The following is a 25,773-nucleotide window of genomic DNA, read 5'->3' as shown; positions in this document are numbered from 1 at the left end:
GGAAAGAAGCATGTTTTGTGTGTGAGTGTGACCGTGAAACGCAACCCTAACATTCTCAGTAGGTTACTCTTTATTCTCGGATCGTTTGCACTATTTGTGCTTCCGACCCGCGCTCAGCGTTTGAACTTTATTACTTCCACCCCGAAGGTGGAGGCGTATCCGATCGTTCGCTTCCACATGACGGCCAGCTATAACGGCTCCGTCCCTACTCCCGGCGTACTTCCATCCGATATTACGATCAATGAAGATGGCGTCCCAATGACGCCGGAATTGCTTGACTGCGATGAATCGAACACCGCAGCGGTTGCCTTCTGCGTCGATGTCAGTACGTCGATGCGTTCGAGTGTGGGTGACGGATTCGATCTATCCTATAAATTCTTCCAGGCATTCGGACCGTGTATTTCGCAGTTACAAGCACCGTCTCGCTACGCACTCATTACATTCAACGACTCCATCAACGGCGTCTATCCGAGTCCGTCGCACCCGACCGGTTTTTTCCTCGGAGGGAATGCGGCCGATTCGCAAGCGTTCGGCGATGCGTTAGCGCTCCAACCGTATTTCGGGGGGACGTATGTTGACCATGCAATCGATAAAGCAATGTCGATGCTTGAATATCAACCCTTTCAGCACAAGGCAATCGTATTGGTCACCGACGACGCTATTCTCGATTTTGCGAAGTACGACAGTCTATTCGAAGCAAACCATATCACGCTCTATGTGATGGAGGTGGGCTCCGATAATTCGCCGCATAACGTTGCGCTTGCCCATTCGACCGGAGGAGTGTATTACCAGGCGCAGGACTCGAACGACTGGTCCCCGGTCATGAAGCAACTCGGCGAACTCGTTACCTCGGAGCATTGCACGCTCCGCTACCACTCGAACAACCCGTGTCCGTGGTATGCAAACCATATCGTCGATATGTCGCTGACCTATAAAGGCCTCACGCGCACCTCGACCGAGTACTTTCAAATGGGTGTCTGCCGTAATGATACGGATGGGCCGGAAATCATCGTCGGGCAGCCGCTCTATACCTCTCGGCTTGTAACGGTCTACGAAAATTTCCCATGTGGACGAGGCTTGATGTATGCCTCCGATTCTGCGGTCTCGAATTTCATCTTGCTTAAGCGTCGTCAAACGTTCGTTCACTTTTTCCCGAAGATCAACGGAGTCTATCCGGATAGCAGCTATATGTCGATGACGGACAGCCTGATCGTTGCAGATTCGATGTCGAATGCTCGCGTGATCTATGTCGCTCGCGATTCAGCAGGGAATAAGAGCGGAGTGGAAGTGCTATACTCACCGGCACCCGATACTCTGCCGCCGGTCGTAACGGTTTCGCAGTCGAGCGCGGGGAAGTATGTGCTCAATATCTCTGAAATACGTCCGTGGGATCGTGGCATTAAGCAGATCCGACTCGCGGCTGGAGCAAGCAATATCGTTCTTGACCAGACACAGATATTTTCCAAACGATTGGGCAATGCCTGGGTTCATATCATCGATCCAACCTTGCCGGTGTATGGATGCATCGAGGCGATCGATTCAGCGGGTAACATGGGACAGTATTGTATTGATCGTTCCGGTGGTGCACAGGATACGTTACCGCCGGTGATTGCACAGTATCCTGTTGTATCGCCCATCAAGACGATCACCGGACAAGTGACGGAATTGCGACCGCGCGATAAGGGAATTCGCGACATCGTGATCGAGTCGGTACCGAACATTGGGTCGCCGACGTATGCTTTTATATCGCCCTATCAGGCGAATTTCTCAGTCTCCATCATCGATTCCTTGCAACCCGTTCGCGCCCAAATCACATCGTCAGATAGCCTTGGAAACGCGGCGCTCGATACATTACGATACGATCCACAGGCGGATACTAATGGTCCGAACTGTCAGATCTCGGTATTGTCCCCGACGTCGAGCAAACTCCGTGTTACCGAGTTTGCCCCGTGGGACCGCGGGGTCGCATCAATTACTGTGCTCGGCACACCAACGAATATGTCTGTTGGCCCGGTGACGTTTGTTTCCGTGCTGGAGGCCGAACAAACCTTTACTGCGATCGACCCTACACAGACGGCAAGTCTCGTCGTTAAGGCAACAGACAGTGTCGGACATGAATGTGTGAACACGATCACGATCAGCCCGTCCATAATTCCGCTGTACTCATTTGCGTCAAGCGGGGATGTTGATTTTCTCAGTCATATAGCGCCGTTTGATTCTACCGCAACCATTGTAATCACGAATCCGAATGAAGTACCGGTGATCGTGACGAAATTGATCCAGACGGGAGACCAAGGTACGATCACGAGCGATTTGAAGAATCCGATTGTGTTTCAGGGGCTTGAGCAAGTACCGGTCCATATCCGCCTGAATACCGGGCTCATCGGTCATTGGCAAAGTACATTCTCGCTTGCGAACGATACCATGCCACTGGTTAAGATCAATGTTGCCGGGACGACCACGGGTATGGTAAATGTTCATGTCGATACTGCGTTCACAGCGCATTCACAGATGCCGGGGATGCTGCATATTACGATTACTGCGCAACCGATCCCGATCAATATTGATACGTTGTCCTTCGGTCTGACCTACGATGGAGATTTTATCCAGACCAGTGCGCCCACATTCGATTGTTCCGGAAACAACCCACTGTGCAATTACAATGTACAGTTCTCGAATCCCACCGACGGCACGATGAATGTTACTCTGATCCGTCAGGATCGTAATATCCTTTCGGCATTTGAGGATACGGCGGCGACGATCGACCTGCCGTTCACGACATTTGTTGCGCGTAATAATTCATCCGTTGTTTCGGTCGTCGGAGTTTCAAGTCCGTTGACGGATCCATCGGTAGCAAACGGATTTGTCTCGATCGGCGATCTGTGTGGCGACCCGACACTTCGCGCATATCTAAACGATCGATTGCTTGCTGCGATTGGAGGGATCGTCCCGAACCCCGCTTCGCACAGCGCGACGGTTTCGATCGTTGCTTCACAGGCAAATATCGATGCGACGGTGAGTGTCATCGACGGGCTCGGCAATTTCGTTCGTCGAATTCCGGTGCATCTCGCAAAAGGGACGAATGCAGTCGCGATCGAAGTTTCGGACCTTCCATCCGGCAACTATATTCTCGCACTGAATGCCGCCGGTTCGAACTGCGGTTCTATCCCGCTCGTGATCTTGCGGTAACCGGTGTCCGGGCCTGCGTAAGTTTGCGGTTCAACTATGGCCAAATCCAAAACTCAATTCGTCTGCTCCAGTTGCGGCTATGTATCTCCGCGTTGGATCGGGAAGTGTCCCGAATGTTCGGCGTGGAATACATTTGAGGAAGAAGTTACTTCTACAGCATCGACAGATTCTGCAAAAGCAAAAGGTGCACGCGCTTCCGGTACCGCGACGCGACCGCTTCGGCTTTCTGAGATCAGTACCGAGACCGAGGACCGTCTGCAAACCGGTATCGCCGAGCTCGACCGCGTTCTCGGCGGCGGCATCATGCGAGGCTCGCTCGTACTGATCGGGGGCGATCCGGGGATCGGGAAATCCACGTTGCTGCTGCAAATGTCGCGAGCATTTATGACGGCCAAGACACTCTATGTCAGCGGAGAAGAATCGCCGCGCCAACTCCGTTCTCGAGCAGAGCGGCTCGGGATGAAAAACGAGGAAGTGTATTTCCTTGCCGAGACCAATATCGAGCAGGTCATCGAGCATGCACAACAGATGCAGCCCGATGTACTCATTGTCGATTCGATCCAGACTACGTATCGTCCTATACTCGACTCGGCACCGGGAAGTGTGGCACAGATTCGTGAATGCGCAGCGCTGCTACTGCAGTTCGCAAAGTCATCGAACACGCCGGTGTTTATCGTCGGGCACGTCACGAAAGAAGGCTCGATCGCAGGTCCGAAAGTTCTCGAGCATATTGTCGATGCAGTGTTGCAGTTCGAAGGCGAACGTACGCATGCATACCGCATCCTTCGTGCAGCGAAGAACCGCTACGGTTCGACCAACGAGATCGGCGTTTTCGCAATGGCAAGCGAGGGCCTTGTCGAAGTTCCGAACCCAAGCGAAGTGTTCTTGAGCGAGCGTCAATATGGCACGAGCGGTTCGTGCGTGAGCGCAGTATTGGAAGGCTCACGTCCGGTGTTGCTTGAAGTGCAGGCCCTCGTATCTGCGACGCATTACAATACCCCGCAACGAACCACGACGGGCTATGATTACCGACGTGTTGCAATGCTTTTAGCAGTGCTTGAAAAACGGATCGGCGCTCGGTTGCGTGAAAACGATGTGTTTATCAATATTGCAGGCGGACTGACAATCGAAGAGCCGGCCATCGATCTGGCAATCGCGCTGGCGGTGCTTTCAAGTCTGCGGGATGTGCCGATCGACTCAACATCCTGTCTCATTGGCGAGATTGGTCTCGGCGGGGAAGTGCGTGCCGTGCCGCAACCTGAGCAGCGCGTGCAGGAGGCATTGCGCCTTGGCTTCGAGCGAGTAATCGTCCCGAGGCCAAACCTTAAGTCGCTCGGCGATTTCAAGAAACAGGTCATCGGCGTTGACAAAGTACAGCAAGCCATCGAACAGATACTATGAGTAGGCATACGATCATACTGGCAACTCACAACAAACACAAACGCGACGAGCTTGCGGCGATGCTCGGTGATGGCGGAGAGTTTGACGTGCAGGTGCTGCCCGATAATTTCCCCGATATCGAAGAGACAGGCACGACGCTTGAAGAGAATGCCATCATCAAGGCAGAGGCCGTCTTCGCGAGACTAAAGCTGCCAACGATTGCCGATGATACCGGTCTCGTGGTCGAAGCGCTCGACGGCGCACCCGGAGTGTACACCGCGCGGTATGCCGGCGAACATGCGACGTATGCCGATAATTGTCGCAAATTGCTCGATGAGCTTGAAGGCGCGACCGACCGTGTCGCAACGTTCAAAACAGTGCTCTGCTATATTGATGCCGCAGGCAATCGGCACCTCGTTGAAGGGCGTGTAGACGGAGTGATCAGCAACACCGAGCGCGGTTCAAACGGCTTCGGCTACGACCCCGTCTTCGAGCCCGAAGAGGGGGGGGGTAAGACTTTTGCCGAACTCACTTCTGAGGAAAAAAACCGGATCAGTCACCGTGCACGGGCTGTTTTGGCATTCTCTGAGTGGATGCGGAACCGAATGAAATCCTAACTGTTTTATTGCCGCGCGCTCGGGAAACCGCCTCGCGCGTCCACGGCCCGTTCGACTAGTGGTTAGGTCACCACCCTTTCACGGTGGTTGCACGAGTTCGAATCTCGTACGGGTCACAAATTGGTTACTTGTGACAGTCCAGTATCTTACTGTCGAAGAATCGACATTGATACTCATTTTCTGCCTCGATACGGTTCCATCCAGGCATCCAACGGTTGAAGCTTCAGCACTGCTATCAAGCTTCGCATGATACTCTTCCTGGGTTGCATCCATATTGATCTTTACTAAGACAATGACCGCTCTGTAATTATATATAGAATTTCTCCTTGAGGGATTTCACAAACGGGGGTAGATCGGTGTCATATTCGCATCTCATTCGAGGGATATGAGCTGGAAAAAAGTTTGCGTAGGGTCGCAACCTTTTGAAGGCTGGCGACACTAATACACGAAATGCAGAATTCCCCTGACATATTTTGGCAACTCATCGAGGACTACCGCCCTGCATTGTGGCGATATGCTTACGGATTGACGCGCTCACGTGACGATGCGAATGACTTGGTCAGCGACACCGTCGTAGCCGCATTCCAGAGCTTTCCGAACCAGCGCGATCTCGGGGGCTTTAAGAAAACACTCTACACGATTGCACGGCGTCTGCATACGCGCAAACTGTGGCGCCGACGCCTCTTCATGGGCAATGACGGGATAGAGCACATCCCAGCAGAGGAACAGCGCGAATCTACGCACGACCTTGAGTTATTGCTTACTGCCTTGGACCGTCTGCCGCTGAAGATGCGCGAGGCGCTCCTGCTCTTTGAGATATCGGGCTTTTCGCTCGAAGAGATCCGCCAATTACAGGGCGGGACTCTGTCAGGCGTGAAGTCGCGCCTGAAACGCGGACGCGAAGCACTACGCGATATGATTGTCGATCGTCCTGTAGAATCGACAGTCGATGAATATAACGATCAGCTTGTCCCATTCGTATTTGAAATGCAACGGTTATGAGTAACCCGACCAATAACGACGCTTCCACACGATCACTATTCGACCCCTTGCGGTCAGCAACGTCGGATGTGACACTCGCGCAGTTACAGCGCGCTACGGCTGCGGCTTCTGCAGCGCCAACGTCGTGGCGAATGTCGTATACCCTGTCGATGCTTGCCGCCGTAGCACTCAGCGCCGGTGCAGTGTATCTCTTCCACAGTCGTGGACCGATCGGATCGACGGCAGAGTTTGCAGCATTCAAGCACACGGTGCAGAATCTGACGAACGATGCGCCTGCCCACGAACAATTTCAGAATGTAACCGCCAATACTGTCCTACAGCCGGCTACCGCCGTCACGACCTCGAATAACGGCGCAGACTATTCAGTAAGCAGGCGAAGCGAAGACGCCAATGCCGCACTGCAACCAATTCCTGTTCATTCGTCGAGCATGGACGAACAGATTCCACTCACGCCAGTTGCTCAAATAGTGAATGCGCCCCATTCCAATGACGATATTCATGGCGTACACAGTAATATGAGTGAAATCAAGAGTCGGCGCGAACTCCAAGCCGAGGATGCTGGGGACGTATATCGCTTTAGTGCAGGAGTGCAAGCTGGAGTTATTTACGGATCACTCAACACTCTCGGGGGGGGGATTATGTTCGGTCTTGAGCACGACTGGCAATATATTGGTATGCGCTATACCAGTACATTCGGCACCAAGACGAACTCTGACCAGCTCTTCGGAAAACTTTCAGATGCGAACGGGGAGTACTTGCAGAAGGTAACGGAGTATGGCATCTTGATCGGGGCTTCTATCCGGCAGGGAAATTTCAACGCGGTGATAGCCGGTGGCCCTACCTATACCCGTTCCATGGAACAGACGATCGTCGGTGGCATGCAGCCGGCGGTATCCATTCATCAATGGCAGGGTATCGGATTCTCGGCACAAGCCTCTTTTGGTGCAACAGTTACAGGTGGCCTTGGGCTAGATCTTACAGGCCTCGTGAGTTTCCATTCCCAGGTAATGTATGGTGCCACATTCCTAACGCTGAAGTACACGATCACGAACTGATTACCGGTAATATTTTCTAATCTATCTTAGCTCGGCGCGATTTCTGTTTGGAATCGCGCATTTTGTTCGTATATTTAAGCTCGAATTTAATGGCAGAAGCCAAGCCTAGTGAGTTGTAGCCCCCTCACGCTTGCGTAGTTTGGACAAGCGAATCGAAAAAAGAGCGGGCGAAATGCAGTTTGCAATGAAGCCTATGAAGCGATCGATCGATGGTCTGTATTTCCTTGCGCTTGTCGCAAGCATGTTGCTATGCGTTACCCCAGTTAGCCATGCGCAGACGATCTCCGGAGACATCAATGACTTTTCACAGGTACTGAGTATCGATACCTGCCATAATACCGTACTCGTTACCAACAGCTCAATCTTTAATGTTGGGGATCGTGTGTTGCTCATCGAAATGAAGGGAGCTAAAGTCGATACGACCAATACTGCGAATTTTGGGAAAGTCCTTGACTATGGAAATGCTGCTCACTACGAATTTTGTAATGTCTCGGGTGTCGACGGTCTGACGGTAGCATTAAAAAACAAGTTGATGCAATCCTACGATGCAACGGGAAGTATTCAGCTTGTCCGTGTGGCGGTCTATACAAATGCGACAATCCAGGATACGGTCCGGCCCAAAGCCTGGAGCGGCACTGAAGGTGGTATTACGGTCATGGAAGTTGCCGATACGTTGACCTTCGACGGGGGGACAATCGATGCGACGGGCCGTGGATTTAAGGGCGGCGATTACTCGGGGCGCCGAGCAACCCCTGGCCGTCTTGGATATTATTATTCAGAAGCTTCCTACGACGGCGGTAAAAAGGGCGAGTCAATCGCTGCGTATATCTATGGCTTCGAGGCCGGTCGTGGCCCACTTGCTCATGGCGGCGGTGGTGGAAACGACCAAAATGGCGGCGGCGGTGGCGGTGGCAATGGTGGCGCCGGTGGGCAAGGCGGTAAACAAACGTCACAGGTAGGTATTTTGGATAATGGCGGGTTGGGTGCTATTCCGCTTGACTATGTCGGACATAAAGGATTATTGACGCTCGGCGGCGGCGGCGGCGGCGGACACCAGAATGACGGAACCGGATCGAACGGAGCTGCTGGCGGCGGCTTGGTGATTATCCGCGCAGGGGCAATCGTCGTGAAAAACAAAGGGACGATCCAAGTGGACGGAGACAGCGCACTCCTTGCAGGTGTCGATGGAGCAGGCGGCGGCGGTGGTGGTGGTACTGTAGCGATCGACGCACAGAAGATCGTCGGTAATCTTACTATCTATGCTCGTGGCGGTAAAGGCGGCGATAACGATGCATTCAAACTTAAAGACTACTGTTTCGCACCTGGCGGGGGTGGCGGAGGCGGACGCGTGATTACCAGTGCCGCAACCCCGCTTGCTGCTACAGTTACAGCCGGTAAATCAGGAGTTGAAGTCTCATCCTTAGTATCTTGCTACGGAACAAGTTATGGCGCCACGGATGGCCAGCCCGGCATCTCGCAGACCGGACTTGTCTTAGCAGAAAGCAAGACACTCTTTACATATCCCAGAGCGATTAGCAGATACGATACAATTTGCCTCGGGGATACCATTGTTATCGGTATCAATGGTGGACAAAACTTCAGTTGGGCACCGACATATTTCCTGTCTAATCCAACCGTCCAGATGCCGAAGGCGCGACCCGATACATCAATCCAATATATCGCTACGTACCAAGATATGCGTGGCTGTACGTTTACCGATACGGTCGATGTAAAAGTGAACTTCCGCCCGACCCCTGTCATCAACGGATCCTTCGAAGTTTGTGGTGACGATATTGAGAAGTATTACCTGACGAATGCTCCGAATTCGACCTATCAATGGAGTATCATCGGGGGTAGTGTCACCGCTGGTCAGGGGAGCGATACGGTGTATGTCCAATGGAACGACACGACCGATGGTGTGATCCAAATTGACGCAACAACGATCGGCGCACCGTGTATTGGGACTACGACCGAGCATGTCATTATTCATTGGGCAAAGAAGCCGCTTGTGCAAGGAGGTGGACAGTTGTGCCAAGGAGATAGCATGACGCTCTCGGTCCCAAATACTTTCCTTGCCTATAAATGGAATAATGGCGATACCACAGCGACGACGAAAGTATTTACGACAGGCAAGTACAATTGCATGGTCACCATTCCCGGCGGCTGTGCGATGAGCTCTGACACCGTCAGTGTGTTGGTGAATCCGCTCCCGAATATTAATATTACAGCATCCCCGCCGAACCTGCCGGACTCCGGTGGTGTGGACACCCTCGTCGTTGGCGGTAACCTCAATAGTTATCTATGGAACACGGGAAAGATCGGAGATACATTAACGGTATTTGACTCTGGCTACTTTAGCGTTGCCGTCGTCGATTCGAATGGATGCAGTTCGACGACAACGATTCATATTATTCGTGACCTTGCGACACCGCTCGTATATGTTGCGACGGATACGATTACGGCATCGCCCGGAGATCGTGTCGTCTTTCCTCTAAAGATCGTGTCATCTCGAAATCTATTACCAAGTGGAGACACGTCATGGGTTGCTACCATGTCGTTCAATAAGACATTGCTCGCGCCGGAAGACCAATCGATACCATCGACGATAACAGGGGATATACGAACGTTAACATTATCCGGCTTCCGACCTCAAACGTTGGACGTTGGTACACTCCTACCGATCCCATGTAATGTGTACTGGGGCGATTCGGCGGAGACGGTCGTGTCGATCGACGCATTCGATTTCACTTCCGGGAAGAAGGCGGTTATCCTGCGCTACAGCGGCTTACTGAAGGTTAACGTCTGCACGGCAGGTGGCCAGCGGCTCTTCAGCCAAAGTGGCAATGTCGGTATTACGCAGAGCAGGCCGAACCCAACCGCCTCATACGCCCAAATCGACGTCGATCTTATTGAGGATGGACATACCAATCTCTTCCTCACAGATCTTGTGGGACGAAAGATCCGAGATGTAATGAGCGGCGATTATAAGCACGGCCATTATTCGTTTGATCTCGATCTTCGCGAATTGCCCCGCGGTAATTATTTGTACGTGCTGCAGACCCCCTCACAGCTCTTCTCACGCATTCTGACCATTGAACGGTAAGAACATACACACCCGGACGATCCAGTGACGTTTCATCATAATACTCTCGTTCGTGCGGTGAGGGGCATTCTTGTGTCGTTCGTGTTGACGGCACTTGCATGCACAGCCGTCTATTCGCAGCCGCTTTCCGATAGCGAGCGCGCGGTGCTTCCGATCTACGGCGGTATGCTCGGCGCGGGATTTGCGAAGCATGTTTCGTCTTTCCCATCCCTTCCAGGCATCCCAAATTGCTGTTGGGAATTCCGCGGAGGCAGCGGTCTTGGACTGAACATCGGCGGGTTCTATGTGTTGCCCCTGACGCAGTTCATGTCAGTCGACATCAAACTCCGCTACGACAACTTCAGCGCGACCGATAACGAAGACGCACAGATACCGGTGAATCTCGATCTCGGCAACGGACACACCACCCAAGGTTCACTCGCGACGGTACGTAATACGCTCGTCTCGCATCTCGCATCGATCAATCTGGAGCCGTCATTGATGTTTCGAATCACACCAAAGATCAACTTCGGTGTTGGGGTGTTCGGTGGTCCATTAATTCAAAAAAGCTTTGACCAGCACGAGGATTTAATCGATCCTTCGAGTGCGACATTCAATGATTCGGGAAATCATACGCGTCAACGGAATGTCGTTGGTGGGAAAATACCCTCTGCGGCATCGTTCATTTTCGGTGCTCAAGCGTTGTTGCGCTACCGGCTTCCACTCGATTCATCTGGGTCGCTCAATGCATATCCCGAAGCATCATTTGCTCTGCGCTTTACGCCTCTTGTGCAAGGGTATAATTGGAATGCGACATCGTATCGCTTAGGTGTCGGCGTAGGATATACGCCGATCCCTGTACGTGTGATTCCGCCTCCTCCTCCGCCTCCTCCTCCGCCACCGCCACCCCCACCGCCGCCGCCGGAGGACAAGAAGCCGAAGATTGCAGCAAATTTGCAGGTCTTTGGCGTGGATAAAGATGGCAATGAAATCCCGTTGAAGTTTACGATCGAGGAGTTCATTTCGACACAGCTTCGTCCGCTATTGAACTATGTATTCTTTGCGGAGAATAGTAGCGACATGCGTCCGGAGTATACTACGCTGACACCCGAAGAAACGAATAACTTCTTCGTGGATAAGCTCTTTAACTATGAGACGCTGCAGCTCTACTACCAGATCATGAACATCGTCGGTAGGCGTATGCTCGAGCATCCGAAGGCAAAGCTCACGCTCATTGGCTGTAATCAGGATATGCGTGACGAGAAGGGGAATACCGGCTTGTCGAAGCGTCGTGCAGAAACGGTTCGCGATTACTTCCTCAATGTCTGGAAGCTCGATCCATCTCGTGTTGCAATCGAATATCGCAATCTGCCCGAGAAAGCATCAGGCGAAACGACAGAGGATGGTATTGCAGAAAATCGTCGTGTGGAGATCACCAGTAACGATTGGGAAGTGCTCGCGCCGGTGTTGACCGTGGACACCTTGCGTGTACCTCGTCCGCCGATTGTTCGCTTCAAGCCGCTCGTACAGGCGCAAGCGGGTGTTGCAAGTTGGAAGGTGACGGCTGGTGATCAAATCCATGAACTAAAGAAGTACGATGGCACGAATACGGTGCCCGATCACATTGACTGGAAGATGGAGAAGGAAAAGCAGCGCACGCTTGCAAACCTCCGTGCCTTTAAGTACGGAATGACCGCCACCGATCAGGTCGGTCAGACGGTGACAACCCCAACCGATTCCGTGCCGGTGTATCAGCTTACGCTCGCGAAGAAACGTGAGCAGCATATTGCCGACACGGTGTTTTCGACGTACAACTTGATCCTGTTCGATTTCGGCAAGTCTGCGCTCAGCGGCGCAAACCAGCGTATTGCAGATTTCGTGAAGTCGCGAATCCAGCCCACCGATCTAATTACGATCAAAGGATACGCCGACCGTATCGGCACGATGGAGTATAACCGTAACCTCGCTGGATCACGCGCGAAAGCGACTTCTGCTGCGATCGGCACGCCGAATGCGACGATCCAAGGGATTGGCAGTTCAGAACTTTTATACGATAACGATGTTCCAGAGGGGCGTTTTTACTGTCGAACGGTGACAATCTTTGTCGCAAGTCCCCAGATACAATAGTGTGGTTGAAATATATTTTGTGCAAAATATAAGTATCAACTTGTATTGGAACAAAATCTATCGTATATTAGAAAACGGTAATAGCCGTTCAAGGTTGATAAGTTGTTGTTTTTGCACCGCTAAGTAGTATGCCAAGTGGTGCTTCGATCAGGGAAAGATGAGATAGTTTTGCTGTCTTTCCTGACCAAGCTGATAAAAGCCCCCTTTGAATGAGGCTCTCCGTTGAGAGTCTCTGCAATGATATGCTGCTGTTGCAGTATGGAATATCGCCCAACGACCAGTCGGGCTGTAACAAACAGCCGTCACCTGAGTTATTGAAGAGCCCCTGTGGTGTTTCCTGTCAAAACAGGGGACATTGTGGGGTTTTTCTTTCGAGAGACCGCATTTCTCTCATGCTAAAAGGATTGTGGTGCATTGTTGGCAGCGTGATAGTATTGGCAGCATTCTGCTCGAATTCTGTATTTGCCCAGATTCCCCGACAGATCAGCTACCAGGGTCTGATTGTGTCGCCGAATGGGAATCCCATCTCGGACGGGCAACACGTGATTAAGATCGCCCTATACGATGCGCCGACTGGTGGCACGGAGCTCTTCGCCGAAACACAACCGACCAATACCCTCAAAGGACTATTCAATCTCATTATTGGTGCAACCGGTGCTATTCCTAATTCTATCGACTTCGGAAATCAATATTGGCTTGGAGTAAGTGTCGATGGCGGGGCAGAGATGACGCCACGAACGGCGCTCACGGCTGTGCCGTATGCGCTGCATGCACAGACTGCAGATCGTGCAAGTTCCGTTTCCGCAGATGCCCAAGGTGTCGTCACAAGTATTAACGAGGTGGACGGTCCGATCCGTATCATCGGCGATTCGACCACGAGCGTCGTGCAGAACGGGCGAGTAATCACGATCTCCGCCAACCCCCAGGGTATTCGCACCATTCAAAATCTTGACGGAACGATCGATATCATCCAGCCCCGTGGCCCGACAGTGACGATCGGAGTGGCCGATACGTCGATCTCGACGCGCAAACTTGCGCGCAACGCTGTCACAACAGAAAAGATCACCGATCAGGCTGTGACCGGTGAGAAGATTAATCAAATGGGTGCCTTGACGGGGCAGGTTCTCAAGTGGAACGGTACGAAGTGGCTCCCGGCCGGTGACGATACGACAGCGATCAAGCCGGGGACCGGTATTGTGATTACCACCGACGCTCAAGGGAATAATGTTATTTCGACGACACTCGTCGGCCTTCCCGCCGGTACGCAGGGTGCGACTCTGCGTCATGACGGTACGCAGTGGGTCTCGAACACATTTTTGTATAACGACGGTACCCGTATCGGTATCGGTACGACGTCGCCGCAAGCGCGACTCGATGTTGCAGGCAACGTCTTCCTGAGTAACTCGAGCGAATTGCGCATTGGCGATCCCCAGGGGTTGCATTATTCTGCCTTTAAGGCGGTCAATCAAGCGAATGACCTGACGTATTCATTGCCGCCGCGACTTGCAGTGACCGACGCATTGCTGACATCCGATCCGAACGGTGTCATGAGCTGGGTCAACGTTATCCCCACGGCGGTGACCATTCCGTGGAATCAGGTAACGAGTGGTATTAATCAGAACCAAGATATGAAGGTGGGCGACGGTTCGTCGCTGCGCCTTACCGGAACAGGAACGATCGAATCGAATTCGTTACGAGGAGCAACCGTGGGGGGTAACTCCTATGCGGGGCGCATTGCCATCCCGCAGGGAGCCACGACGTTCACCGTATCGCTGCCGCCGACGGTCGGTTGCAGTGCAAATTCGAGCGTGACTATTTCCCAGTTCGATGCACAAGGATTCGAGAACATCGTGGGCTATATGGTCACGAACGTTGCGACGAATCAGTTTACGGTGCAATTTTCCGCATCGTATCCTACAAACACCGGATTCCTGACGTATCTCGTCGTGAATCCATAACAATGATTGTGTTGATACGACACTAATTCTAGCTAGAATTAATCACTAACCCATACAACAATGAAACGAATCACACTCCTCAGTGCCAAGCTGGCAGCCGTGGTAGCGGTTGTCGGACTGGCAGGGGTCGTTTCCGCTCAAGTGCCGTCGTTGGTTACCCAACAGCTCAGGCTCTCGACCGGAGGGACGACTCCGAATTACGTGCAGTTGCGCGCGATCACCGGCGCAGGTGCATCGACAAACTTCTACCAACTCGACCAGGCGCCGACACCGACGGCTGGACAGAACTACTCGCTCTGGCTCAATGACCAGAACCAGATCGTGCGTTCTGATGCCTTCGGTCCGGCTCAATCTCACTTCCTCTTGCAAGTGAACACAGCCGGTAACGGACTACAGTGGGTTGATCCTTCGGTGCTGACCACACTCGATGGTGATATCAAGGGGCCTGTAGATTCCACATTGGTGAACGTTGGGCACAGCGGTTTGAATAATCGCTTGATCCAAGGTATCAACGATGCAACAGGATATGACAATGTCAGCCTTCTGCATATTGATCGTGGTGGTACGAATAGCAATGCCGTGCCTACGGCAGGCGCTGTTGCGTATGGCGATGGAACAGCCTATCAGTTCACTGCTGTCGGTACGAACCGTCAGGTTCTCACTTCGACGGGAATTACCGCTCCAGTGTGGCGTGATATGTTGGGCGGAATGTTCGATGTGAACAACGGCTTGACCCGTGTTGGTGATTCGCTCATTCAATGGGGTGGGACACTCATAAAGAATACGTCGATCGACCAGGCTGGCTTCAATGTCGCATTTACCAGCGGCAGCAATGCCAACTTCAACCTCGGTAACGGTTCGGCACAGTTCAACGTCAGTGTTGACGTCGGAACTGGCGGTAACTTGAATATCAAGAACCTCACCGCGACGACCGATACGACATTGTTGATCATCGACGGTACCGGCAACGTGCATACACGTGCCTTGACGTCACTTGTCAGCGCCGATAACGGTTTGACGATTACAAGCAATAACGTCGTCGAACTCGGTTCGGGCGCTACTGGTGGTGCTCCGTTGCTCGGCAATCGCTTCGTATCACTCAGTGGCCACGACCTCACATTCGAGGGTGCAGGTAACTTTTCGATCGGCGATGGTACGAACTCGCAGAACATCACTCTCGATCACGGTGCGACCGGACAGCTTACACTCAAGAGCCTTACCGCAACCACCGACACGACTATCCTGATCACTGACGGTACCGGAAACGTACATACGCGTTCGATGAACTCGCTCGTCAGTGCAGATAACGGTCTTATCGTAAACAACATCAGCGGCACGAGCACGGTTGAACTCGGCTCTGCTGCGACGGCAGGTGCAAACCTTACGCGTAACAGCTTCGTCACATTGGCTGGCCATGACCTCAATTTCGACGGTAGTGGTAATGTCAATATCGGAAGCGCAGCAGGCGTCCAGAACATTACGATCGATCATGGCACAGGAGGCCAGTTGACGTTGAAGAGCCTCACGGCTACGACCGATACCACGCTTGTAATCGTTGACGGATCAGGAAATGTTCATACACGTGCACTGAGCTCACTTGTCAGCGCCGATAACGGTTTGACGATCACGAGCAATAACGTCGTTGAACTCGGTTCTGCTGCAACCGGTGGCGCGCTCTTGTTGGGCGATCGCTTCGTTAACCTGAGCACGCATGCCCTCAATTTCGAGGGATCCGGCAGCTTCAATGTTGGCGGAGGTGCGGCAGTACAGAACATCACGCTCGATCACGGTACGGGTGGCAACTTGACCTTCAAGAGCCTGACCGCTTCGACCGACACGACCATCCTCATCACCGACGAGAACGGCAACGTTCATACTCGTTCGATGAACAATCTGGTCGGCGCACGAAACGGTTTGCTGCTGACGAACGTCGCAGGTACCCCGACTGTCGAACTCGGTTCTGCAGCAACGGGTGGCGCAAATTTGTTGCGCAACAGTTTCGTCACATTGAACGGCAACGCGTTGAACTTTGACGGTGCGGGCAGTTTCAATATCGGTGACGGTACGTCGGTGCAGAATGTCAAAATCGATCCGGGTGTAACAGGAACGGTGGTCATCAATAACCTGACGACGACGACCGACACGACAATGCTGATCCTCGACGCGACCAACCATGTACACGTCCGTGCTCTTAGCTCACTCGTCAATGCCGATAACGGTTTGACGGTAGCGAATGGCAACACGGTCGAACTTGGTTCGTCCGCAACGGGCGGCGCTCCGATTCTCGGTGACCGTTTCGTGAGCATGAATGGTCATAACCTCAACTTCGAGGGTACGAGCGGTAATGTCAATCTCGGTAACAGCACCAGCAACGTAAATACGAACGTCAACACCGGTACGACCGGTAACCTGAATATTCAGGGTTCTACGTTCAATGCTGCAACGGGCATCAACAACTTCATGTGGGCTGACTCGGCAACGGGTAACGTTCGCATGACACGCACGAACCAGTTGTCGCGTGACGACAATCCGGCGTTGTACCTTACGTTGGATGCTGCGGGTAACGTGATCAAGTCTATTGGTAACAACAATACCCTGAAGGGCCATGTCGCGTGGACGAATTACATTCAGACGATCACTCTGCCTGCGGGCCAGACGATCACCTCCGGTGCATCGATCACGGTGTCGATCGAGAACCATGCAAGCGCCGGTACCGTCGCGGTACAGGTGACGAACGTGGGTTCGAACTCGTTCGATATCGAAGCGTCGGATAACCCGGTGGGTGCTACGTCGTTCATCAACTATGTCATCATCAATCCGTAATTGATGGTGCATTAACGAATGGGAAATGCGCCGGCAGTCTGGGGAGAGGCCGGCGCATCCGTTCGTTTCTGTGTTGTTCTACAGTCTCCCCACGAATAACCCAGCGATCGTGTTCGAGTTTGCTGACCGAAGATGGGTGATCGTTGCGATAGCATGCATTCTGTTGTGTTCTGCCGGCGTGGTTTCCGCTCAGCAGGATACGGCAGCACGTGTACCGCAGCCGAGGAAAACCTTTACCGCTCCTGATCCGGACGCGGCGAAGGCGGCGTACACCGAACGACGAGTTCTGCCTCTTGTCTATGCGGCAGGCGAAGAACTGACACCACCGGAGCATTCGAGACCGAAGGTCACGATCTACGAGCTTGATCGTGGGAATAACGCGAACATGGCGCCCGGATTCTACGCGGAGTTCAAACCCAGGGAGAACGACACACTCTTTCTCTTCGATAGTGCCAGTGAGCATTATGATGAAGTACAGATTCACGCAGGGAAGGAGATCATCCAGGGGGATTCAGCGACAGTCGTTCATGATGCATCTCAGCGCATGCGTGAATACGACGACCAAGGGAATTTGATCCACCCGGTGAAGAAGAGGGGGAAGACAAATTCGACGGTCATTCGCTCTGGCTTCATTCCGGCGCAGGGCTTCGGATCGAAGCGATATCGCTTCGCCGTTGTGCCCGGAAATTTTCAGATCACGCCGAATTCCATGATTTCGGCTTCTGTTCACATGATGCACTCGGCCAATATAGGCACGGTGCTCTGCTCAATTACGAAGATCGACTACGAAAAGAATATGTTTTTTGTGGAAGCGTCGAACGAGATCCCATCCGGCGAAAATATTAATTGGATCATCGTCAATGTTCCGTAACGGATGCCGTCTGTTGTGAGCGTATATTTGGTAGAATGAGATTCCCCGAAACCATATCACCCCCGGCTCCCGTCGGCACCGCACTACGAATGGCCATAGTGCTATTCGTGCTTGCGGTGGGATCAGCTCGTGTATATGGTCAGGCAAGTTTGCAGCGTGGGGTGAGGATCTCCAATGCAAATGGAAATATCATTACGATTCTCACTGGCACTAACCCGCTCAGCTACACACTTCTGCTTCCTCCGACTTCCAACCCATCGACGACATCTGCATCGTTGCTCTATGGGATTGGCAGCGGTCAACTCGGGTGGACCAATACAGGCGGTGTAGCGTCAGGGAACATCCTTACACTACAGCTTAGCGGCTCGAACCTTGTCCCGACCTGGAGCGATCCGGCCAGCGTCTTGAGTGGCAATTACTGGGCGCTGACCGGCAATGCCATTACTACAGCCTATAATGGGACGACCGGTAGTTTCATCGGTACTACCAACACGCAGCCGCTCATTATTGCCACGACGAATACGACTACCCCGCAGCCAATCGAATTTTATACGAACAATACGGAAGTCATGCGTCTGACTTCCGGCGGAGAATTGGGCATCGGCCTCACTCCAACCGCAGGACGCACTCTTCATGTTGCAGGGACGGCAGGGACGGCGGACGTTCGTCTGAACTCGCTTTCCGGTTCGAATGTATTCACTGCGATTAGTACGAATGACGGTCTTGTCTTTGCCGATGTAAACGGCGATCTAACGAAGCGAGATATTTCACTTCTGAATATCCCGCTTTCAAGCAGTTTCGTAAAATATGATGTGACTTCAACTCAGAATGTTGCTGTTACACGTACCGACAATTTATTTAACGTGTCATACGGTGCAAGTGCAAATGATGCAAATGCTGCTGGAGCAGTAATCACGTCTGCCGGCGGAGCGACGAATCGTAGCGCCACGGGCCTCACCATAACCACGACAGCTACAGGAAGCGGCACATCGACCGGACTGAGTGTGAGTGCTACCGGCGGTGCATCAAATACAGCAATCGCTGCGATAGGAAATATCAATGTATTGTCGAACGGTGGAACGGCTAGTCAACTTAGTCTGCAGAATCCCTCCGGAACATTCTCAAGCTCGTTTGTTTCGGGTGCACAGACGGCAAATCTATCCTATACACTGCCGATAACCGCTCCAACTGCAAGCCAAGTACTGATTTCAAGCGGAGGAGCGACAAGCTCGCTTTCATGGGCAGATGCCTCGACACTGTTGAGTGGTAATTATTGGAATCTTACTGGAAACTCAATCACTACAGGATATAACGGTACAACAGGTAATTTTCTTGGTACGACGAACACCCAGCCGCTCGTCATTGCCACAACGAACACAGCGACCCCGCAACCAATCGAGTTTTTTACTAACAATTCTGAACGGATGCGCTTGTCGTCTTCGGGCAAACTCGGTCTTGGGACGTCAGCGCCGAACGTGTCACTTGACGTTGCCGCTGATTTTGCAACCCGCGAATATAACTACACAACATCGTTGAGCGGTACGATCAATGATGTAAATTTTGATGGCGTCGGAAATCTGACGAGCTATGTCCGTGTGGGGAATGCAACCGCGGATTTTACACTGACCGGAATCGGGGGTGGACAGAATGGGAAACTGATTACACTCTACAATGCGACAACAAAGAATTTGATCCTGGCAAACCAAAGTGCATCGAGTGTTGCGGCGAACAGGATTGTCTCCGGCACTGGAGGAAACCTGACGGTTCCTCCGAACGGTAGTGCAAATTTGACATATAGTCCGACGGACTCGAGATGGTTTGTGAATTCGATCAATGACCTTGCAACGATCAACGCAAGCTTCTGGTCATTAAGCGGTAATTCCGGTACGACCGCCTATAACGGTACGACAGGTAATTTCCTGGGGACGACCGATGCACAGCCGTTAGTGATCGGGACTACCAATACTGTGTCGTCACAACCGATTAAATTCTATACAAACAATGCAGAAAAGATGCGCCTGTCACCGGCCGGAGAGCTTGGCATTGGCCTGACGCCAACGAGCGGTCGACTCTTGCAGGTGGGGGGTAATTCGGGAGATCTGAACATTCGTTTTAATGCACTTTCCGGTGCCGATGGCGCCACCGCGTTGTCATCCACGGATGGTTTTGTGATTGCAGATGCGAATGGGGACTTGACGAAGCGTACCTACACGACATTGGTATCGCCGTTGAGCGGCTATTTCGTCAACTACGACGTGACGACTCCGCAGAATTTGTCCCTCACGCGCACGGATAACTTATTCAACGTGGCGTATAGCGCTTCGGCGAACGATGCTGACGCTGCCGGTGCAGTGATTACGGCAACTGGTGGAGCCACGAACCGTAACGCGACAGGGCTTACAATCTCGGCGGCGGCAACAGGCACCGGTACTGCAACCGGTTTGAGTGTGAGTGCGACTGGCGGCTCAAAAGATTACGCTGCGTTATTTACCGGTAGTGTCGGGATCGGAACCACAACACCCACACAAGGACTCGAGGTAAAGAATGCAAATCTCTTACTTTCGAATAGCACTGCTACTGCATCGCAATTACAATTTCAAGGGACAAGCACTGGGATTACAGCATTCAAGGCAGGTGCACAGGGTGCGACAAATATTACATATACTTTACCTACCTCGCTTCCTGTTTCGTCAGGCTATGTGCTGTCTTCAACTACCGGTGGTACACTTAGTTGGGTAGCGAGCGGAGGGACGGTGACTGGTACCGGTACAGCAACCCGTGTTGCGTTCTGGGGGCCGGGACCGGGCGTGACATCGCAGTTAATGGATGATGCCGCTCTCTATTGGGATAATACGAATAAGCGGTTAGGAATCAACGTGGGTACTACTCCGAACACTGCTGTGGATATCGCGAAAGATCTGGCAACCAGAGAATATAGCTATACCACAGCGACAACGTCGACAATGAACGATGTCAATTTCGACGGGTCAAACAACCAGACGTCCTTCATTAGAATCTCCAATGCAGCAGCAGGATTTACGATCACCGGTATCGCCGGTGGGGCGAATGGCAAACATCTGCAAATTTATAATGCAACGTCTCAGACGATGACGGTTGCAAACCAGAGTACCAGTAGTGTGGCTGCAAATCGTGTGATCACCGGTACCGGAGTCTCGTTGGTGATCCCGGCAGGTGGTACGGCAAACTTTATTTATAGCGGTACGGATACCCGATGGATTTCTTATGCCGCATCGGTAGGTTCGAGCGCATGGCTGACTACCGGTAATTCCGGCCTTGTTGATAATGTGACAAACTTCTTGGGTACGATTGACAATACGAATGTTCGGTTTGTCACCGGTTCGGGTGGCCCAAACACACGAATGATGATCGACTTTAGCGGTAATGAACTGCTGGGACCTGGCGCGACCACCACTACATTCTCAAGTGGTTCGGGGCGCTTTGCATACGGAGATATGATGACGACGGCACGACTTAATAGTGTACCGACATACCTAAACCGCGTGTTTAATATGATCGATCAGAATGCAGTCCTTCGTGTGTGGCGCTTCAATTCCAATGCTGGCGGCACCGACCCTGCAATCGAATTGGTGGGTGGAACGAACGACAATCAAGGGAATTCGGCGAATCAATGGTGGGACGTCATGTCCACCGGTACGCCGGGTGTAGCGAATACGGGCACAGGCGGTGGTTACGGTGAACATATGACGTTTCGCCGACGATCCGGATCTTCCGATTCCGAATATTTGTCCATCTTTGCGGGAGGAAACGTCGGTATAGGTAACGATAATGCAACCGGGGTCCCTACTCCTGATACTCGGTTAACGGTACGTATGACGAGTTCGTCGACAAATAGTATCATACCGGTCATTAATGCACAAAGTGCATCTACCGGCAGACCGGTTGCCGGATTTGGCTCGGCAATCGATTTCAAAGCTGAGGACTCGACAACACTGAATCAACAAATGGCCCAAGTGGCAGGTGTGTGGACGAGTGTAAATCATACGAGTCGAACAGGAGCCCTCACGTTCTCAACCGTAAATTCCGGGACGTTAAGTGAAGCAATGCGAATATTGGGAAATAACAATATCGGCATAGGCTTGACAACTCCATCCCAACTTATTGAAGCGCGAAATGGGAATCTACTGCTCTCGAACAACAATGCAACGGCAAGTTCATTGATGCTACAAGGCACATCGAGTGGCGTGAGTTCGATTAAAGCCGGTGCACAGGGAACGACAACCATAAACTATACACTTCCGACATCACAACCGTCAGCCGGTCAAGTGTTATCAGCATCCTCGGTATCGGGGAGCGGGCCCTATAACGTATCACTCGGTTGGTCAACCTCGTCGGGAACGGGCACTGCGCCAGAATATGCAATCAAATCTGCCGACCAGTCCATTGCAAACTCAGCGACTCTTACCAACGATAATGATCTGTCTCTTGCCATTGGTGCGAACGAAACGTGGGAAGTGTCAGGTGAATTAATTGCAACATCCGCGAGCACAACACCAGATATAAAAATTGCATTTACAGTCCCTTCCGGAGCGACATTGAGAATATGGTTAACTGGAAGAGTGGAAGACGCGACAACCACGGAAGAATCTCGAACCTTAAGCAGCTCCGGCGTGGGAAAATCTATTTCCATAACTACAAGTGCAGCGACTCTGATTCATTTCCAGGGATGGGTACAAAACTCCAGCACATCAGGAAATGTGACGATGCAATGGGCTCAGAATACGTCAAGCGGAACGGCAGTGGTTCTGAAGGCAGACTCCTATATGAAGATGCTTAAATTGAATTAGCGCTCCTCTTTACGTAGTTGCTCAACTGCTGCAATAAATTGTGGATCTCGCTTGCGAAGCCTCTCGTGGTCCAGGCGCTTGCTTCGTGTCATCATCCGATATGCCATTTCAAGAGGGGATAGGTCTATCACATCGTGTAGATTTTCAAAGAGAACCAGGCTATCGTATGCATATTGTTGGTATTCTTCAACAATCGGTTTACGTGTTCGCTCGAACAGCGTTAATGCTTCCGACACATTCTGAGTCTGCTCAAACGCATGGTACAGAGCAATGGAGCTTTCCATGGCTAACTTAGTCCCGCTCCCGATAGAGAAGTGTGCTGTGTGCGCAACGTCACCGACGATTACCATATTCTCGTGTACCCAGTGCTGATTCGTGATCAGTTGGAAATTGATCCACTGCGAACGATTAGAAAGTAACCGGGCGCCTTGCAGATCATCCGCAAATACACCTTCGAGATAGGTTCTGCATGCTTCCTCAGTCATCGTATCGAGTCCGGCCGCCTTCCACGAATCAGGATCGCATTCAACGACGAATGTGCTCGTCGTATCGTCGAACTTGTAGGAATGGGAGGCAAAAATCCCGTGCTCGTTCTTATGAAATGTAAGTGTGAGTGCATCGAACAAATGATGTGTGCCATACCAGATGTATTTATTTGGCCTGACGCTAATGGATGGTTGAAAGAAATCGGCGAATTGCTTTCGGAAAATGCTATTGACGCCATCCGCGATCACGACAAGATCGGCAGAACGGCGTTCACCGAGTTCTTTAATATCACTATTAAATTCGACATCGATCCCAAGTGACTTGGCCCGGTCACTGAGGATGTTGAGCATCTTTAGTCGCGAGATACCGGAAAACTTGTTGCCATGAATACGGGTATGGACTCCTTGATGGACCACATCGACGTCTTCCCATGTAATTATCGCGTCTGCAAGGGTAGCATAGGAAATGGGATCGTGTTCGCGAAAATGTTCTAATGTTCGATCGCTAAACACAACGCCCCAACCGAATGTGTCGTTACGGCCGTTTCGTTCACTGACACGGATACTCCAATCAGGAAAGCGTTGCTTTGTTAGTATTGCGAAGTACAGGCCAGCAGGGCCTCCACCAATGATCTCGATTCGCATAATAGGTTATTGTGGTATCGCCCGTGACAGGGCACTTTCGGTGATCTCGCGCAAGAGGTCACTAAATGCCATCTTTGCAGCCTCAGCACTGCGGGCAATGCCTGTGCCTTCGGAAAGATTTGGGTTCGGATTGACTTCCAGAATAAAGAGCTCGCCGCGTTTATTCATCCGCATATCCACGCGCGCATAATCGCGCGTGCCCATCACCTCAGTCGCCTTTAGGGCATATTGTTGTGCAAGAAGCATTGTCTTCTGCGGAAGATCGGCAGGGCAGTTCGGGATGGTTGTATGATAGGCCGCGTGGTGAGGGTCCCATTTCGCCTGATAACTTACGATCTTATACAACCCCTCCGGCATCGTATCGAACACGATCTCGGAGATCGGCAATACACGCTTATTTGCGCCATTTCCCAGCACGGCAACGTTGAGTTCACGTCCTTCTATATATTCTTCGACCAGTGCAGGCATTTTGAAATCGTCGAGGACAAACTCGACGCGGGCTCTGAGAGCCCGCATGGTGCTCACGATGCTCGCATTCTCGATTCCCCCCGAGCCGTCCTCACTTGCAGGCTTCACGATCACGGGATACTTCAGGTTGTGACGCGTGGGGAAATCCTCCATCGTTCTGACGGTGAAAGACTTTGCGGTGGGGAGGCGGTTGGCACGGAGCAATTCTTTCGCAAGCGGTTTGTTCTGGCAATTTGCCAATGCAAGCGGTGGCGCACCGGTATAGGGGACTTGCAACAGATCGAAGAACCCTGCAACGAGCATTTCATTCTCCGGCCGCGAATGAAAAAACTCGATGAGATTGAAGATGACATCGAATTTACGTCGCGTGATGAAATTGAATAGTCGCTCGAAACGATCCTTTACATTAAAGGCGACAACCTTATAGCCGGCATCTGTCAGTGCCGCTTCGATGCTCGCATATTCCTGTTCGGCGGGTGTTTCTTCGACGTCGAAGTACGGAGTGAAGCCAAGTGCTTCAGGCGAGAGATCAATCTTCGATTGCTTCGGCGTCCCGTCAGGAATATCGTTATAGAGTAATGCTACGGTTGTTGGTCTCGCCATACGAATTGTGCAGTGGATATCGTCTGGGTGGTATATTGCCGATGCATTGCGGCACTACTAAAATACTTCATTTCTTTTCACGATACAAGAAAAATGGAGCGAAAATCTATCATTGATTATAGTACATTCGAAGAAGTTGACATTCGCGTCGGACGTATTATCGATGTGTCGCCATTCCCCGAAGCTCGTAAGCCTGCATATCAACTAACGATCGACTTTGGCCCACAACTCGGCGTGTTGCATTCAAGTGCACAGATCACTACACGATACTCACGAGAGTTATTGCTTGGGAGATTAATCGTTGCGGTAGTTAACTTTCTACCAAAACGTATCGCTGGGTATTCTTCTGAGGTGTTGGTACTGGGTGTTGCAAACAGCGAGGGGGAGGTTGTTTTGCTCGCCCCAGATTCAGACGTCCTGCCCGGATCGCCCATTTATTAAAGCTCTATAAAATAGAACCGCCCGCACATCGCTGTACGGGCGGTTCTATCGAAGGAATCGTATTCCGCTCTTACTTTGCGATAACGATCTGCCTGTTGAGTAGTATGTTGCCGCTCTGGAGCGAGATCACGTATGTCCCGCTGGCGAGTTCGTTCGCGTCGATAGAGACGGTGTGTTCGCCGGCCGAGACGCGTCCGGTGG

At 52.0% G+C, this 25,773-nt stretch carries 14 protein-coding genes and 1 tRNA gene; 13 read left to right on the top strand and 2 right to left on the bottom strand.

Going from position 1 to position 25,773, the window contains the following annotated elements; all coding sequences use genetic code 11:
• Positions 1 to 33 precede the first annotated feature (33 nt).
• From JSS75_12460 to JSS75_12405, 12 genes are all read left to right on the top strand, one after another.
• The gene (locus JSS75_12460) at positions 34 to 3,189 is read left to right on the top strand and encodes a VWA domain-containing protein (GenBank protein MBS1904511.1); all 3,156 of its coding nucleotides are present in this window, start codon (positions 34 to 36) and stop codon (positions 3,187 to 3,189) included.
• 36 nt (positions 3,190 to 3,225) lie between these two features.
• Positions 3,226 to 4,590: a DNA repair protein RadA gene (gene radA / locus JSS75_12455; GenBank protein MBS1904510.1), complete on the top strand. Its 1,365-nt coding sequence runs from the start codon at positions 3,226 to 3,228 to the stop codon at positions 4,588 to 4,590.
• On the top strand, positions 4,587 to 5,186 hold the full coding sequence (gene rdgB / locus JSS75_12450) for an RdgB/HAM1 family non-canonical purine NTP pyrophosphatase (GenBank protein ID MBS1904509.1): 600 nt from the start codon (positions 4,587 to 4,589) through the stop codon (positions 5,184 to 5,186). The genes radA and rdgB overlap by 4 nt, the downstream gene beginning before the upstream one ends.
• Positions 5,187 to 5,230: 44 nt before the next feature.
• A tRNA-Glu gene (locus JSS75_12445) sits at positions 5,231 to 5,302 on the top strand.
• A 334-nt stretch (positions 5,303 to 5,636) separates the two neighbouring features.
• On the top strand, positions 5,637 to 6,188 hold the full coding sequence (locus JSS75_12440) for an RNA polymerase sigma factor (GenBank protein MBS1904508.1): 552 nt from the start codon (positions 5,637 to 5,639) through the stop codon (positions 6,186 to 6,188).
• Entirely contained in the window at positions 6,185 to 7,243 is a 1,059-nt protein-coding gene (locus JSS75_12435) for a hypothetical protein (GenBank protein MBS1904507.1), read from the top strand. Before JSS75_12440 ends, JSS75_12435 begins: the two co-directional genes overlap by 4 nt.
• A gap of 193 nt (positions 7,244 to 7,436) precedes the next feature.
• Positions 7,437 to 10,346, top strand: coding sequence for a hypothetical protein (locus tag JSS75_12430; GenBank protein MBS1904506.1), 2,910 nt, complete (start codon positions 7,437 to 7,439; stop codon positions 10,344 to 10,346).
• Positions 10,347 to 10,370: 24 nt separating this feature from the next.
• Positions 10,371 to 12,452 carry an OmpA family protein gene (locus JSS75_12425; protein ID MBS1904505.1) on the top strand — a complete coding sequence of 694 codons (2,082 nt, stop codon included), beginning with the start codon at positions 10,371 to 10,373 and terminating at the stop codon, positions 12,450 to 12,452.
• A 542-nt stretch (positions 12,453 to 12,994) separates the two neighbouring features.
• Positions 12,995 to 14,410 carry a hypothetical protein gene (locus tag JSS75_12420; GenBank protein ID MBS1904504.1) on the top strand — a complete coding sequence of 472 codons (1,416 nt, stop codon included), beginning with the start codon at positions 12,995 to 12,997 and terminating at the stop codon, positions 14,408 to 14,410.
• A gap of 60 nt (positions 14,411 to 14,470) precedes the next feature.
• The gene (locus tag JSS75_12415) at positions 14,471 to 17,233 is read left to right on the top strand and encodes a hypothetical protein (protein ID MBS1904503.1); all 2,763 of its coding nucleotides are present in this window, start codon (positions 14,471 to 14,473) and stop codon (positions 17,231 to 17,233) included.
• A gap of 25 nt (positions 17,234 to 17,258) precedes the next feature.
• A complete protein-coding gene (locus tag JSS75_12410; protein ID MBS1904502.1) occupies positions 17,259 to 18,104 on the top strand; it encodes a hypothetical protein in 846 nt (281 codons plus the stop codon).
• Positions 18,105 to 18,193: 89 nt separating this feature from the next.
• Positions 18,194 to 22,930: a hypothetical protein gene (locus JSS75_12405; protein ID MBS1904501.1), complete on the top strand. Its 4,737-nt coding sequence runs from the start codon at positions 18,194 to 18,196 to the stop codon at positions 22,928 to 22,930.
• On the opposite strand, the gene JSS75_12400 is transcribed toward JSS75_12405, so the two are convergent.
• On the bottom strand, positions 22,927 to 24,060 hold the full coding sequence (locus JSS75_12400) for an FAD-dependent monooxygenase (GenBank protein MBS1904500.1): 1,134 nt from the start codon (positions 24,058 to 24,060) through the stop codon (positions 22,927 to 22,929). The two genes, JSS75_12405 and JSS75_12400, sit on opposite strands and share 4 nt — an antisense overlap.
• A gap of 6 nt (positions 24,061 to 24,066) precedes the next feature.
• Positions 24,067 to 25,131, bottom strand: coding sequence for an ATP-grasp domain-containing protein (locus tag JSS75_12395; protein ID MBS1904499.1), 1,065 nt, complete (start codon positions 25,129 to 25,131; stop codon positions 24,067 to 24,069).
• A 93-nt stretch (positions 25,132 to 25,224) separates the two neighbouring features.
• Between JSS75_12395 and JSS75_12390 the strand changes: the two genes are divergently transcribed.
• On the top strand, positions 25,225 to 25,572 hold the full coding sequence (locus JSS75_12390; GenBank protein ID MBS1904498.1) for a tRNA-binding protein: 348 nt from the start codon (positions 25,225 to 25,227) through the stop codon (positions 25,570 to 25,572).
• The last annotated feature ends 201 nt before the right edge of the window (positions 25,573 to 25,773 follow it).

Source organism: Bacteroidota bacterium (assembly GCA_018266755.1).
GTDB lineage: Bacteria > Bacteroidota > Ignavibacteria > Palsa-1295 > Palsa-1295 > JAFDZW01.
The sequence above is the reverse complement of the archived record's forward strand: the minus strand, read 5'-3'. Positions and strand labels throughout refer to the sequence as shown.